Source organism: Pseudomonas sp. Ma2-10 (genome assembly GCF_054330215.1).
Genome location: NZ_JBTEYL010000002.1, coordinates 396,512 through 410,325 on the forward strand (window position 1 = coordinate 396,512; position 13,814 = coordinate 410,325).

At 59.9% G+C, this 13,814-nt stretch carries 9 protein-coding genes and 1 pseudogene; 4 read left to right on the top strand and 6 right to left on the bottom strand.

Annotated elements, in window-relative coordinates; genetic code table 11:
- Positions 1 to 62: 62 nt before the first annotated feature.
- Positions 63 to 1,556: a YifB family Mg chelatase-like AAA ATPase gene (locus ACXPVS_RS04485; RefSeq protein ID WP_458508850.1), complete on the top strand. Its 1,494-nt coding sequence runs from the start codon at positions 63 to 65 to the stop codon at positions 1,554 to 1,556.
- Positions 1,557 to 1,587: 31 nt separating this feature from the next.
- Here ACXPVS_RS04485 and ACXPVS_RS04490 read toward each other — a convergent pair.
- The 3 genes and pseudogenes from ACXPVS_RS04490 to ACXPVS_RS04500 all read right to left on the bottom strand — a co-directional run.
- Positions 1,588 to 1,770: pseudogene (locus ACXPVS_RS04490) on the bottom strand (DUF4432 domain-containing protein); the annotation flags it as partial.
- 242 nt (positions 1,771 to 2,012) lie between these two features.
- A complete protein-coding gene (locus ACXPVS_RS04495; protein ID WP_458508851.1) occupies positions 2,013 to 3,989 on the bottom strand; it encodes a methyl-accepting chemotaxis protein in 1,977 nt (658 codons plus the stop codon).
- 183 nt (positions 3,990 to 4,172) lie between these two features.
- Entirely contained in the window at positions 4,173 to 5,093 is a 921-nt protein-coding gene (locus ACXPVS_RS04500) for a LysR substrate-binding domain-containing protein (protein ID WP_458508852.1), read from the bottom strand.
- Between the two features lie 158 nt (positions 5,094 to 5,251).
- Between ACXPVS_RS04500 and ACXPVS_RS04505 the strand changes: the two genes are divergently transcribed.
- Positions 5,252 to 6,649, top strand: coding sequence for a NorM family multidrug efflux MATE transporter (locus tag ACXPVS_RS04505; protein WP_458508853.1), 1,398 nt, complete (start codon positions 5,252 to 5,254; stop codon positions 6,647 to 6,649).
- A 42-nt stretch (positions 6,650 to 6,691) separates the two neighbouring features.
- Here ACXPVS_RS04505 and ACXPVS_RS04510 read toward each other — a convergent pair whose 3' ends face one another.
- The gene (locus tag ACXPVS_RS04510; RefSeq protein WP_458508854.1) at positions 6,692 to 8,365 is read right to left on the bottom strand and encodes a putative bifunctional diguanylate cyclase/phosphodiesterase; all 1,674 of its coding nucleotides are present in this window, start codon (positions 8,363 to 8,365) and stop codon (positions 6,692 to 6,694) included.
- Positions 8,366 to 8,628: 263 nt separating this feature from the next.
- Here ACXPVS_RS04510 and rep point away from each other — a divergent pair, with 263 nt between their 5' ends.
- Both rep and ACXPVS_RS04520 read left to right on the top strand, forming a co-directional pair.
- Positions 8,629 to 10,638, top strand: coding sequence for a DNA helicase Rep (gene rep, locus ACXPVS_RS04515; protein ID WP_458508855.1), 2,010 nt, complete (start codon positions 8,629 to 8,631; stop codon positions 10,636 to 10,638).
- Positions 10,639 to 10,695: 57 nt separating this feature from the next.
- The gene (locus ACXPVS_RS04520; RefSeq protein WP_020799401.1) at positions 10,696 to 11,268 is read left to right on the top strand and encodes a xanthine phosphoribosyltransferase; all 573 of its coding nucleotides are present in this window, start codon (positions 10,696 to 10,698) and stop codon (positions 11,266 to 11,268) included.
- 38 nt (positions 11,269 to 11,306) lie between these two features.
- Here ACXPVS_RS04520 and ACXPVS_RS04525 read toward each other — a convergent pair whose 3' ends face one another.
- The gene (locus ACXPVS_RS04525; RefSeq protein WP_458508856.1) at positions 11,307 to 13,232 is read right to left on the bottom strand and encodes an acetyl-CoA hydrolase/transferase C-terminal domain-containing protein; all 1,926 of its coding nucleotides are present in this window, start codon (positions 13,230 to 13,232) and stop codon (positions 11,307 to 11,309) included.
- 134 nt (positions 13,233 to 13,366) lie between these two features.
- The gene (locus tag ACXPVS_RS04530; protein WP_458508944.1) at positions 13,367 to 13,783 is read right to left on the bottom strand and encodes a c-type cytochrome; all 417 of its coding nucleotides are present in this window, start codon (positions 13,781 to 13,783) and stop codon (positions 13,367 to 13,369) included.
- Positions 13,784 to 13,814 lie beyond the last annotated feature (31 nt).

Here is a 13,814-nt window from a genome sequence, read left to right on the forward strand (position 1 = left end):
CACCATCCGGCTACCCTTTAAAAAACCGCAGGAAGCGGTGCTCTTCAGCTCAAGGAACGACCATGTCCCTCTCTATCGTCCACAGCCGCGCCCAGATTGGCGTGGATGCGCCCGCCGTCACCGTCGAAGTCCATCTGGCCAACGGCTTGCCGTCGCTGACGATGGTCGGTTTGCCCGAAGCGGCAGTGAAGGAAAGCAAAGATCGAGTACGCAGTGCGATCATCAATTCGGGACTGCAATTCCCGGCACGCCGCATCACCTTGAATCTCGCACCTGCCGACTTGCCAAAGGACGGTGGGCGGTTCGACCTGGCGATTGCCTTGGGTATTCTGGCAGCCAGTGTGCAGGTGCCGACTCTGACGCTGGATGATGTGGAGTGCCTGGGGGAGTTGGCGCTCTCAGGCGCCGTGCGGGCAGTTCGGGGGGTACTGCCAGCAGCACTGGCCGCACGCAAGGCCGGACGCTCGCTGATGGTGCCACGGGCGAATGCCGAAGAAGCGTGCCTGGCATCGGGGTTGAAGGTGATCGCGGTGGATCATTTGCTCGAAGCGGTCGCGCACTTCAATGGCCACACGCCGGTTGAACCTTATGTTTCCAATGGATTGCTCTATGCCAGCAAACCCTACCCCGATTTGAATGAAGTGCAGGGCCAACTCTCGGCCAAGCGTGCGTTGCTGATTGCCGCTGCGGGCGCTCACAACCTGTTATTCAGCGGACCTCCAGGCACCGGAAAAACCCTGCTGGCGAGCCGTCTGCCGGGGCTCTTGCCACCCCTGGCGGAGAGCGAAGCGCTGGAAGTCGCGGCCATTCAATCGGTCGCTAGCTGCGTGCCGCTGAGTCATTGGCCGCAACGACCCTTCAGACAGCCCCATCACTCTGCCTCAGGCGCGGCGCTGGTTGGCGGCGGATCGAAACCGCAACCCGGCGAAATCACCCTCGCCCACCACGGCGTACTGTTCCTCGATGAACTCCCGGAATTTGATCGCAAGGTATTGGAGGTTCTGAGAGAGCCATTGGAGTCGGGCTGCATCGTGATTTCCCGCGCCAAGGACCGCGTACGATTCCCGGCGCGATTCCAGTTGGTGGCGGCCATGAACCCGTGCCCCTGTGGATATCTTGGCGAGCCAAGCGGTCGCTGCTCTTGTACACCCGACATGGTCCAGCGCTACCGCAACAAGTTGTCGGGGCCACTGCTGGATCGCATCGACCTGCACCTGACCGTAGCGCGGGAAGCTACGGCGTTGAATCCTGCGTTGAAGGCCGGCGACGACACGGCCACTGCAGCTGTTCGGGTCGCCGACGCGCGCGAACGGCAACACAAACGCCAGGGCTGCGCCAACGCCTTTCTCGATCTGCCAGGCCTGCGCCGCCACTGCAACTTATCCACAGCCGACGAAACCTGGCTGGAAACTGCGTGTGAACGACTGACCTTGTCGCTAAGGTCAGCCCATCGACTGCTCAAAGTGGCGCGCACCCTGGCGGACCTTGAGCAAGTCGATGGCATCACCCGCGAGCACTTGGCCGAAGCACTGCAATACCGGCCGAGCACAAATTAGCAGGGATTACTCCTTGGTAAGATCCACCCTCGGCGTTATCCACAGCCCCCTTGTCCGCCAGCAAGCTGTCGCTGATTTGGAACTGCTTCTGCTCTTTCACCCCAATCGTCGGCACCAAACCAAGCGGCCGTTGATACCGGCGGTTCCTGTTTTTCCACAACGAGAACACCAGCAACTGCTGGGTATTGAACCCCACCGACAGATGCATCTTGCCGTTATCGACATCGACGATGCTGACTGGTGATCTGCCGGTTCTGAGCCGCTTTGTCGGTGTCGAGCAGGACGTAATCCCAAGCCATGGCGTGGGAGGTAGCCGACAGCGATGATGAGTTTGAGCGCGGTCATGACAGGAGCCTTTCTTGGAGTTGTGCCATTTTTATAGACTTGCCGAAACGGTTCATTCAGCTTAAAAACAACACAACTCAGCTCACGGCAGAGAAAGAATGCGGCAGTGCCTCAACGGAACCGGTCAACCTCATGCCGCAAATCCGCCGCCAGCTTCTCCAGCTCTTTGGCGGTGATCGCCAGATTGGACACCACTTCACGCTGCTCACTGTTCGCCAGAGCAATGCTTTGCAGGTTGCTGCTGAGCAAGGTGGCGGTACTGCTCTGTTCTTGAGTGGCGGTGGTGATCGCCGCAAACTGCTGACCCGCCGAGCGGCTCTGCTCATCAATACTCGCCAGGGCCGACGCAACATTGGCGTTACGTGACAGGCCTTCCTGCATCAACACCTTGCCCTGCTCCATGGTGCTGATGGCGTTGCCGGTTTCCTGCTGGATGCTTTGAATCATTCCGGAAATTTCATCTGTCGCCTGGCGGGTACGCGAAGCCAGGTTGCGAACCTCATCGGCAACCACGGCAAAACCACGCCCCTGCTCACCGGCACGAGCGGCTTCGATGGCGGCGTTGAGCGCCAGCAGGTTGGTTTGATCGGCAATAGAGGTAATCACACCGACGATGCCACCGATTTCCTGGGAGCGCTGACCCAAGGTATTGATCACTGTCGCCGTGCTGTTCAGCGCACCCGCGATTTGCTCCAGAGACGAGGACGCTTCGTCCATCGACGTACGACCGATCTGGGTTTGCTGCGCGTTTTCCTGGGCCAGCCGCTGGGTGTTGCCCATGTTGTCGGCGATGTTCAGGGACGTTGCGCTGAACTCTTCCACGGCGCCGGCCATGCTGGTGATTTCGCCCGACTGCTGCTCCATCCCTTCATAGGCGCCACCGGAAAGACCGGACAAGGCCTGGGCGCGGCTGTTGACCTCTTGCGAGGCCTTGCGGATGTGCTCGACCATGGTCGACAGCGCCTGGCTCATCTGGTTGAACGCGCGGGCCAGTTGACCGATTTCGTCATTGCTCGATACGTTCAGACGCACGCTCAAATCACCGGCGCCCAAGGCTTCCGCCTGACGCACCAAATCGCCCAGCGGCGCGAGTTTGCTGCGCAGCAGCCAGACCGCCGAACCCACAGCGATCAACATCGCCAGCAAACTGCCAATGGCCAATTGAATGCCGACACTCCAGGTCACCGCACGGATCTCGGTTTTCGGCATGCTCGCCACGACCGACCATGGGCCGCCTTCAAACGGTACGGCAATGCTGTAGAAATCTTCGGACTTGTCACTCCAGAACTCGCCCTTGCCCGGCGTTTTCGCCAAACCAACGATGGTCGGAGTCGCCTGATCCAGCGCTTGTACACCCGCGATCGGCACCAGCCATTTGCTCTGCTCATCCAGCAACGCCAGAGAACCGGTCTGGCCGATACGGAAGCGCTTGAGGTTGGCGAACTGCGCGTTCTGCGCGTCGGTGTAGTCGAATCCTACGAACAGCACGGCAATCACCTTACCGCCGCTGTCACGTACGGGGGTGTACTGAGTCATGTAGGAGCGGTCGAACAACAAGGCGCGACCGACGTAGGCCTGCCCCGCCATCAAGCGGGCATAGGCCGGGTGCGTGTGATCGAGCAACGTGCCGATGGCTCGGGTGCCGTCCTGTTTGCTCAGGGACGTACTGACCCGAATGAAGTCTTCGCCGCTGCGCACAAACACCGTCGCAACGCCGGCGGTCATTTGCTTGAACTCGTCCACTTCCTTGAAATTGTTGTTCAGCACTTCGCGGCCCAAGTGCAGGCCCGGCGTCTGCGTGCCCGCTACCGCCACCGGCTCATCCGGAAGCACGCTCAAACCGGCGCTGAAACGCTTCTCGAACAGACCGCTCAGGCGCTGGGTACTTTCACGCAACGTGCCATGAAAAGTACTCAACTGATCAGCCAGCAACCGGGCTTCACTGGCCAGGTGTTCTTCGCGGGTGGCGAGGTTGGCGGTATCCAGCGAGCGCAGTGCGAACACAGTGCTGCCGCTGATGACGATCGCCAGTATCACGGCAAGCGCAAGACCAAGCTGTGAGGCGATCCGGGCACGAGGTTGAGGCATGACAGCTCCTGGCCGAGCGACCGGATCCTCCTTGATCTGGCTGCACACTCAGCAAAATTCTAATAATGGGAATGGCGTCGAACCTGCACGAAGGTTCCACCTGCATTTTCGGCGGAAGAACTGAATACTTGAGTAATTAACCAGGATATGGCTCAAAGCCGCTATTTCGGCGGCTCTATCGATTCAGCTCAAATGCTGAACGTCGGGCAATTCCATTGCTTGGGCTTCACCTTGCAGGAAGTCGCTGAGCCTGCGCAAACGTTCACCTCCGGGCCGGGTTTTTGGCCAGACCAGGTAATATTTCTCACCGCTGGCAACGGCCGTCGGCCACGGCAGACTCAGACGTCCCTGAGCCACATCTTCCGCCACCATCAGCAGATCACCCATGGACACGCCATAACCTCGGGCGGCGGCGATCATGCCCAGTTCCAGGGTATCGAACACCTGCCCACCCTTGAGCGACACCTGATCCGTCAGCCCCATGCGTTCCAGCCAACTGCGCCAGTCGCGACGATCCGGCGTCGGGTGCAGCAGTTCGGCATTGGCCAGCCGTGCGACATCCCACGGTTGATCCTGCAGAAGATTCGGCGCGCCGACTGGAATCAGCTCTTCCGGGAACAGGAAACTCGCCTCCCAGTCCGGCGGAAAATGCCCGTTGCTGAGGATGATGGCGCAGTCGAACGGTTCATGGTTGAAGTCCACCGAGTCGACGTCCATCCAGGCGCTGGTCAATTGCACCTCGTTGCCCGGTTGCAGGTGCCGAAATCGGCTGAGCCGCGCCAGCAGCCAGCGCATGGTCAGGGTCGACGGCGCTTTCATGCGCAGGATGTCATCTTCGGCGCGCAAGGTATTGCAGGCCCGCTCCAGGGCAGTGAAGCCTTCGCGAATGCCGGGCAGGATCAACCGCGCCGATTCGGTCAATTGCAGATTGCGTCCACTGCGATGAAACAGCCGACAGGCAAAATGCTCTTCGAGCGTACGAATGTGCCGGCTGACCGCGCTTTGAGTAATCGATAACTCTTCGCCCGCTCGGGTAAACGAGCTATGCCGCGCCGCCGCTTCGAATGCGCGCAGGGCATACAAGGGAGGAAGACGACGGGACATTCGGAAAGCTCCTATAGCGGGACTCGGTCACCCTAGCAGAAACTCTCCAGCATGAGTTTGAATCATGTAACCCATCCTTTTTATCCCTTTGTGCAAACCCCCTGGAGCGCCGAGAATCGACGCTTTCCTGTCCTCTCTGATACTCGAGCGTGATGACCATGCAGCATCCAGCACGTACCGAACTCTGGGCCATTCTGCGGTTGGCGGGGCCGTTGATTGCCTCGCAGTTGGCGCACATGTTGATGGTCCTCACCGACACCTTGATGATGGCGCGCCTGAGCCCAGAGGCGCTGGCTGGTGGCGGTCTGGGCGCAGCAACTTACTCGTTCGTATCGATTTTCTGCATTGGCGTGATCGCCGCGGTCGGCACCCTCGTGGCTATCCGCCAGGGTGCCGGCGACATCGTCGGCGCCGCCAGGCTGACCCAGGCCGGGTTATGGCTGGCGTGGCTGATGGCGTTGGTGGCCGGGCTGCTGCTGTGGAACCTCAAACCGGTGTTGCTGCTGTTCGGCCAGACCGAAACCAACGTCCAGGCGGCCGGGCAGTTCCTGCTGATTCTGCCGTTCGCCCTGCCCGGCTACCTGAGCTTCATGGCCCTGCGCGGTTTCACCAGCGCCATCGGACGGGCAACACCGGTGATGATCATCAGCCTCGGCGGCACCGTGGCTAACTTCCTGCTCAATTACGCATTGATTACCGGCATGTTCGGCCTGCCGAAACTGGGGTTGATGGGCATCGGGCTAGTTACCGCTGTTGTTGCCAACTGCATGGCGCTGGCGCTGGCCTGGCACATCCGTCGGCATCCGGCCTACGACGCTTATCCCTTGCGTCAGGGCCTGTCGCGACCTAACCGTCAATACCTCAAGGAACTGTGGCGCCTGGGCCTGCCGATTGGTGGCACCTACGCGGTGGAAGTCGGACTGTTTGCGTTCGCCGCGCTTTGCATGGGCACCATGGGCAGTACGCAAATGGGCGCGCACCAGATCGCCCTGCAAATCGTCTCGGTAGCGTTCATGGTTCCGGCGGGGATTTCCTATGCGATCACCATGCGCATCGGGCAGCACTACGGCGCTGGGCAGTTGCTGAAGGCGCGGCTGGCCGGACGGGTCGGCATCGCCTTTGGCGCGGCGGCGATGCTTGCCTTCGCCATGGTCTTCTGGTTGCTGCCGAATCAGTTGATCGGTTTGTTCCTGGACCACAACGACCCGGCGTTTCGCGACGTCATCAACCTGGCCGTGAGCCTGTTGGCAGTCGCCGCGTGGTTCGAGCTGTTCGACGGCACGCAAACCATCGCCATGGGCTGCATTCGCGGGCTCAAGGATGCCAAGACTACGTTCCTGGTAGGTTTGGGCTGCTATTGGCTGATTGGCGCGCCCGCCGCTTGGTGGATGGCCTTCCATTTGGATTGGGGGCCGACAGGCGTCTGGTGGGGGTTGGCGCTGGGGCTGGCGTGCGCGGCGGTAAGCCTGACGTGGGCATTTGAGTGGAAGATGAAGCGGATGATCAGGCAGGAGCCGTCGCCTCAGACTGGCTTCCAGATGGCTCAGCCTGACTGAAACCCCTGTGGGAGCGCGCGCTCCCACATCTTTGGTATGTGGTTAATTCACCCCTTCCATCATCGGCTGCTGCCTGCTGCCGAAGGTTAGGTATTGAACCAGCTCCGCCAACGGCAACGGCTTGCTGATCAAATATCCCTGCACCTGGTCGCAGCCAAACCCGCGCAACAGATCCAGTTGCTCCTGCGTTTCTACGCCTTCGGCGACCACTTCGAGATTGAGGTTGTGCGCCAGGTTGATCATTGCGTGGACCAGTTTGCGATTCTCTTCGCGCTGTTCCATGCCGCCGACAAAGCTCTTGTCGACCTTCAACAAGGCAATCGGCAGGCTGTTGAGGTGCACGAAGGACGAGAACCCGGTGCCGAAGTCATCCAGCGAGAAGCGCACGCCCAAGCGGCCAAGCGCGTCCATGGTCTGCTTCACCAGATCACTGCGGCGCATCACCGCGGTTTCAGTCAGTTCGAATTCCAGCCATTGCGCCTCGACGCCACGCTCGGCAATCAACCGGCTCAGCGTCGACAGTAACTGGCTGTCCTGAAACTGCCGGAACGACAGGTTGATCGCCATGTGCAACGCCGGCAAACCCCGTTCGCGCAACGCCTGCATATCGCGCAAGGCTCGGGAAATCACCCAGTAACCCAGCGGCACGATCAAACCGCTCTGCTCGGCCAGCGGCACGAACTCACTGGGTGGCAGCAAGCCGCGCTCGCCATGACGCCAGCGCACCAAGGCTTCGAGGCCGACGATCTGCCCGTCCTCAAGGTTCAGGCGTGGCTGGTAATGCAGTTCCAGTTCATCCCGGCGCAACGCCCGGCGCAGCTCGCTTTCGAGGTCGGCCATGCTGCGGGCATTGCGGTTGATGCGTTCGTTGAAGATGTGAAAAGTGCAGCCCTGAGTACTTTTGGCCTGTTGCATGGCGATGTGTGCGTGCCACATCAGCGGGTCGGCGCCGGCCTGGGCCCGGGCGTGAGCAATTCCGAGGCTGGAACCGATCAACAGGCTTTCGCCGTCGACCCAGTAAGGCTCGGCCAGCGCTTCGGTAATGCGCTCGGCCATCCATTCGGCGCGCTGAGGCGCGCGGCGGGTGTCGATCAGCAAGGCGAACTCATCACTGCCCAGTCGAGCCAGTTGATCGCCGGCCTCAAGCTGGCTTTTCAGCCGCGCGACCACTTGCAGGATCAACCGGTCGCCAGCCTGGTGGCCAAGGGCATCGTTGGCGTGACGGAAGTTGTCGAGGTCGAGGTGACCGAGGGCCAGACCGCGGCCGTCGTTTTCCGCCAGGCGTGCCGTCAGCAAGGTCTGGAAACCCTGGCGATTGGCGATGCCGGTCAGCGGGTCTTGCTCGGCCAGACGCTGCAGTGTGTTTTCCAGTACGCCACGCTCGCGCACATGCCGCAGGCACCGGCGCAACATCCCGGGATCGAGGTGATCGCGTACCAGCCAGTCGCTCACCCCATCGGGCGGCGCCAGGGGTTCGTGCTCGAGCAGCAATACCGTCGGCAGGCTGCAGCGGCCAGGTGGAGGTTGAAGCGCTGGAATCGTCAACAACACCGCGTTGCGGTTGTCATCGAACAAACTGCTGACCGACTCCCAGCTCGGTGCGCTGATCAGCACGGTCGAGCTCCCCATCGGAGCCAGACACTCGCGCAACAACGCTGCCCATGCTGGCTCTTCGGCCAGTAGCAGCAAACGCAAGGGTTCGACAGGCGTAGACAAGCTAGCTCCCTAGACTCTGCAAAGATGTAGGCGGCGGGCATTATGCAGCGCCGGTAACCAATGACCAAATGACCTCGGTTATCAAACGCGGCGTTGTATCTTGAATAACGAACAATAGACGCACATTCACCACGCATCCTGCGTGAAAGTATCAAAACCGGCAAATATAGATAGCGTGCTGCGTCACAAGTCGGAGAGAGCAGCACAATTCGCTGAGCCTGTTAAAATGCCGGCCCATTTCGCAAACGACTCCCTGATTTCGTATGTCCCGACTCAATCCCCGGCAGCAAGAAGCCGTGAGCTACGTCGGCGGCCCTCTTTTGGTGCTCGCCGGCGCAGGCTCCGGCAAGACCAGTGTGATCACGCGCAAAATTGCGCATCTGATCCAGAACTGCGGCGTCCGCGCCCAGTACATCGTCGCCATGACCTTTACCAACAAGGCCGCGCGCGAGATGAAGGAACGGGTCGGCACCTTGCTCAAGGGCGGCGAAGGGCGCGGCCTAACGGTCTGCACCTTCCACAATCTGGGCTTGAACATCATCCGCAAGGAACACGTGCGGCTGGGCTACAAGCCAGGTTTCTCGATCTTCGACGAGACCGATGTCAAAGCCTTGATGACGGACATCATGCAGAAGGAATACTCGGGCGACGACGGCGTCGACGAGATCAAGAACATGATCGGCTCGTGGAAAAACGACCTGATCCTGCCGCCCGAAGCCCTGGAAAACGCGCGAAACCCCAAGGAACAGACCGCCGCCATCGTCTACACCCACTATCAACGCACGCTCAAGGCGTTCAATGCCGTGGACTTCGACGACCTGATCCTGCTGCCGGTGAAGCTGTTCCAGGAACACGCCGACATCCTCGAAAAATGGCAGAACAAAGTCCGCTACCTGCTGGTGGATGAATATCAGGACACCAACGCCAGCCAGTATTTGCTGGTGAAGCTGCTCATCGGCATACGCAACCAGTTCACCGTGGTGGGCGACGACGACCAGTCGATCTACGCCTGGCGCGGTGCCCGTCCAGAAAACCTGATGCTGCTCAAGGATGATTATCCGTCCCTGAAAGTGGTGATGCTGGAGCAAAACTATCGCTCCACCAGCCGCATCCTGCGTTGCGCCAACGTGCTGATCTCGAACAACCCGCACGAATTCGAAAAGCAGCTGTGGAGCGAGATGGGCCACGGCGACGAGATTCGCGTGATCCGTTGCCGCAACGAAGACGCCGAAGCCGAACGCGTGGCCGTGGAACTGCTGACCCTGCACTTGCGCACGGATCGGCCATACAGCGATTTTGCGATCCTGTACCGCGGTAACTACCAGGCCAAGCTGATCGAGCTGAAGCTGCAACACCACCAGATCCCGTATCGCCTGTCCGGCGGTAACAGCTTTTTCGGACGTCAGGAAGTCAAAGACCTGATGGCCTACTTCCGCCTGATCGTGAACCCCGACGACGACAACGCCTTCTTGCGAGTGATCAACGTCCCACGCCGGGAGATCGGTTCGACCACGCTGGAAAAGCTTGGCAACTACGCCACCGAACGCAAAATCTCGATGTACGCCGCCACCGACGAAATCGGCCTGGGCGAGCATCTGGATACGCGCTTCACCGATCGACTGTCGCGCTTCAAGCGCTTCATGGACAAGGTCCGCGAGCAGTGCGCCGGCGAAGACCCGATCTCGGCGCTGCGCAGCATGGTCATGGACATCGATTACGAGAACTGGCTGCGCACCAACAGCTCCAGCGACAAAGCCGCCGACTACCGCATGGGTAACGTCTGGTTCTTGATCGAGGCGTTGAAAAACACCCTCGAAAAAGACGAAGAAGGCGAGATGACCGTCGAAGACGCCATCGGCAAACTCGTCCTGCGCGACATGCTGGAGCGTCAGCAGGAAGAGGAAGACGGAGCCGAAGGTGTGCAGATGATGACCCTGCACGCCTCCAAAGGCCTGGAATTCCCTTACGTGTTCATCATGGGCATGGAAGAAGAAATCCTCCCGCACCGCTCCAGTATCGAAGCCGACACCATCGAAGAAGAACGCCGGCTGGCCTACGTCGGCATTACCCGAGCGCGGCAGACGCTGGCCTTCACCTTCGCCGCCAAGCGTAAGCAATACGGCGAGATCATCGACTGCGCGCCGAGCCGTTTTCTTGATGAGCTACCGCCAGACGACCTCGCTTGGGAAGGCACCGACGACACGCCCGTTGAAGTCAAAGCCGTTCGCGGCAATACCGCATTGGCGGATATACGCGCGATGTTAAAGCGCTAGAATCGACTACTTTTTAACCAGCCTTAGGCGCATAAGCCGCCCGTAGAGGAAAGCTTCATGGAAGCACTGCACAAGAAAATTCGCGAAGAAGGCATCGTGCTTTCCGACCAGGTCCTGAAAGTCGATGCCTTTCTGAACCACCAGATCGACCCGGCCCTGATGAAGCTGATCGGCGACGAATTCGCCACGCTGTTCAAAGATTCTGGCATCACCAAGATCGTCACCATCGAAGCCTCGGGCATCGCTCCGGCAATCATGACCGGTCTGAACCTCGGCGTGCCGGTGATTTTTGCGCGTAAGCATCAGTCCCTGACCCTGACCGAAAACCTGCTGTCGGCGACCGTTTACTCGTTCACCAAGCAGACCGAAAGCACCGTGGCGATCTCCCCGCGCCACCTGACCAGCAGCGACCGCGTGCTGATCATCGATGACTTTTTGGCCAACGGTAAAGCCTCGCAAGCACTGATCTCAATCATCAAACAGGCCGGCGCCACCGTCGCGGGTCTGGGTATCGTGATCGAGAAGTCATTCCAGGGCGGTCGTGCGGAACTGGATGCCCAGGGTTATCGCGTTGAGTCCTTGGCCCGCGTGCAGTCGCTGGCTGGTGGCGTCGTAACCTTCATCGAGTAACCCTGAGCAATGATCGTTCTCACTTCGCGTGGGAACGATCAGGTTTGCACAGTGGCTTTCAGGCCGGTGAGCAGTAATCGTTGAAACAAGTCCTCTTTCAAACCTTCCGGGTTGCTCAGTTGCATCCGCTCCAGATGCTCGGGAAACTCCGAAGCCTGCGGCGCGTCCAGCGCTGCCTTGCCCAGTCCCAGAATTTCGCTCAGCTTGAACTTGCTCTTCAGCCAATTCAGCGCCCGCAATAGATCTTTCTCCTCGGCGGTGAAATCACTGCCCAACGGATACTCCGCAAACAACTGCGGATGTTGCGCCTGGATGGCTTGCAAACGCTGCGCACTGTTGTCGGCGAACCGTGGATCAATACGGAAATTCTTCGGCAACTTATCGACTGCCTGAGCCTGTTCTATCAACCCCGGCTGGAAACGTGAGTCACTGATGTTCAGCAACGCCTCAATCACCGCCGCATCGGTCTTGCCCCGCAGATCGGCGATACCGTACTCGGTGACCACGATGTCTCGCAGGTGTCGCGGGATCGTGCAATGGCCGTACTCCCATACAATGTTCGAACTCACTTCACCGCCCGACTCGCGCCAGCTGCGCAGGAGCAGCACCGAACGCGCGCCTTCCAGCGCATGACCCTGGGCGACGAAGTTGTATTGCCCACCGACACCACTGAGTACTCGCCCGTCTTCGAGCTGATCGGCCACGCCTGCCCCCAGCAAGGTCATGGTGAACACCGTGTTGATGAAACGCGCATCGAGGCGCTGCAAGCGTTTGAGTTCTTCCTGTCCGTAGAGCTCATTGATGTAGCTGATGCGGGTCATGTTGAACTCGAGCCGCTTGCTGTGCGGCAGCTCGCGTAGGCGCTCATAGAAACTGCGCGGCCCAAGGAAGAAACCGCCATGCACCAAGATGCCGTCAGTCTGCGCAGCTTCGTCCAGCGTGCCGGCATTCGCCTGTTGCTGGGTCGGTACATCGGGGTAGACCTTACGCCGCACGATCCCGGCGTCGGCCAGCACCAGCAACCCGTTGACGAACATTTCGCTGCAACCGTAAAGGCCTTTGGCGAAAGGTTCGACCCCCCCTTCACGGTCGATGAGTTGCGCCCACTGGCTGAGATTTACGTCCGCCAGCAACGCCTTGTAACCGTCATTGTCAGCCTGCCGCGACAGCAACGCAGCGGTCAGGGCATCACCCATGGCACCGATGCCGATCTGCAGGGTGCCACCATCGCGCACCAGCGTGCTGGCGTGCAGCCCGATGAAGTGATCCTGGAAACCGACCGGCATGTTCGGCGTGGAGAACAGCGTGGTGCTGTCCTTCTCGTCGATCAGCAGGTCGAACGTGTCGATACCTGTTTCGGCATCGCCGGGCATGTACGGCAAGTCGTTGTGGACCTGGCCCACCAGCAGGATCGTCTCCCCCGCCGCCCGACGCTTGGCGATCATGGGGAACAGGTCGAGGGTGATGTCCGGGTTGCAGCTCAGGCTCAGGCGGTCGGGATGTTCGCTGTGGCTGGCCACCAATTGCGCCACCAGGTTCAATCCGGCGGCGTTGATGTCTCGAGCCGCGTGACTGTAATTGCTGCTGACGTAATCCTGCTGGGCCTGTGCGCTGTGGAGCAGGCTGCCGGGCTGCATGAAGAACTGCTGAACATGGATGTTGGGCGGCAGGCTGTCGCGATGCAGGTCGGCCAGGAAATCCAGTTCCGGATAATCGCCAAAAACCCGCTCGATGAAGGGCGCGAGGAAGCGCTTTTGCAAACCGTCGCCCAAGGGAGGTCGGCCCAGGCACAGCGCGGTGTAAATTGTCAGCTGCCGCTCAGGCAACTGCGCGACGCGTTGAAACAACGCGTTGACGAAGTGATTGGGTTTGCCCAGACCAAGGGGCACGCCCATGTGAATATGCGTCGGCAACCGTGCCAAGACATCATCGACCGCTTGCTCGATAGAACATAGCTGCACCATCTGATCCTCCCTTACATTCCGTGAACTGGGGTTGGACCGAGCTTGCCGGGTCTTTGCTGCAATGAACAGTCTCAGGCGTCAATCGCAGGCACAAAAAAACCGCCCGAAAGCGGCTTTCTGATGAAGATGAAGGCTTATTTCAGGCCGGACATCTTCTCGATGGCGCCTTTGAGCTCGGCGTCCGCACAATCGGCGCAGGTACCTTTTGGAGGCATTGCATTGATGCCGGAGATGGCTTTCGCCAACAAGCCGTCAAGGCCGCCTTCTTTCTTGGCGCGCTCGCCCCAAGCGGCGGCATCACCGATTTTCGGCGCGCCCAACAGGCCGGTACCGTGGCAAGCATTGCAGTGTTTGGCAATCACTTCGTCAGGGGTTTTGGCACCACCACCGCCACCCGCAGAAGCAGCGACTTCCATCCCCTTGCACTCTTTACCCTGAACGCAAACCTGGCCGACTGGCTCAAGGCGTTTAGCAATATCGTCGTTGGTCGCCGCTTGTGCGCTGACTGCCCAAAGGGCCAATACGGTTGCTGGTACGGCCAGCATTTTCATAATTAGATTCACGCGTTCACCCTCAATGGTG

Excerpts from the sequence above, each read along its gene's own strand:
- ACXPVS_RS04485 (WP_458508850.1), top strand. The coding sequence starts at position 63 with ATGTCCCTCTCTATCGTCCACAGCCGCGCCCAGATTGGCGTGGATGCG.
- ACXPVS_RS04495 (WP_458508851.1), bottom strand. The coding sequence starts at position 3,989 with ATGCCTCAACCTCGTGCCCGGATCGCCTCACAGCTTGGTCTTGCGCTT.
- ACXPVS_RS04500 (WP_458508852.1), bottom strand. The coding sequence starts at position 5,093 with ATGTCCCGTCGTCTTCCTCCCTTGTATGCCCTGCGCGCATTCGAAGCG.
- ACXPVS_RS04505 (WP_458508853.1), top strand. The coding sequence starts at position 5,252 with ATGCAGCATCCAGCACGTACCGAACTCTGGGCCATTCTGCGGTTGGCG.
- rep (WP_458508855.1), top strand. The coding sequence starts at position 8,629 with ATGTCCCGACTCAATCCCCGGCAGCAAGAAGCCGTGAGCTACGTCGGC.
- ACXPVS_RS04520 (WP_020799401.1), top strand. The coding sequence starts at position 10,696 with ATGGAAGCACTGCACAAGAAAATTCGCGAAGAAGGCATCGTGCTTTCC.
- ACXPVS_RS04525 (WP_458508856.1), bottom strand. The coding sequence starts at position 13,232 with ATGGTGCAGCTATGTTCTATCGAGCAAGCGGTCGATGATGTCTTGGCA.
- ACXPVS_RS04530 (WP_458508944.1), bottom strand. The coding sequence starts at position 13,783 with ATGAAAATGCTGGCCGTACCAGCAACCGTATTGGCCCTTTGGGCAGTC.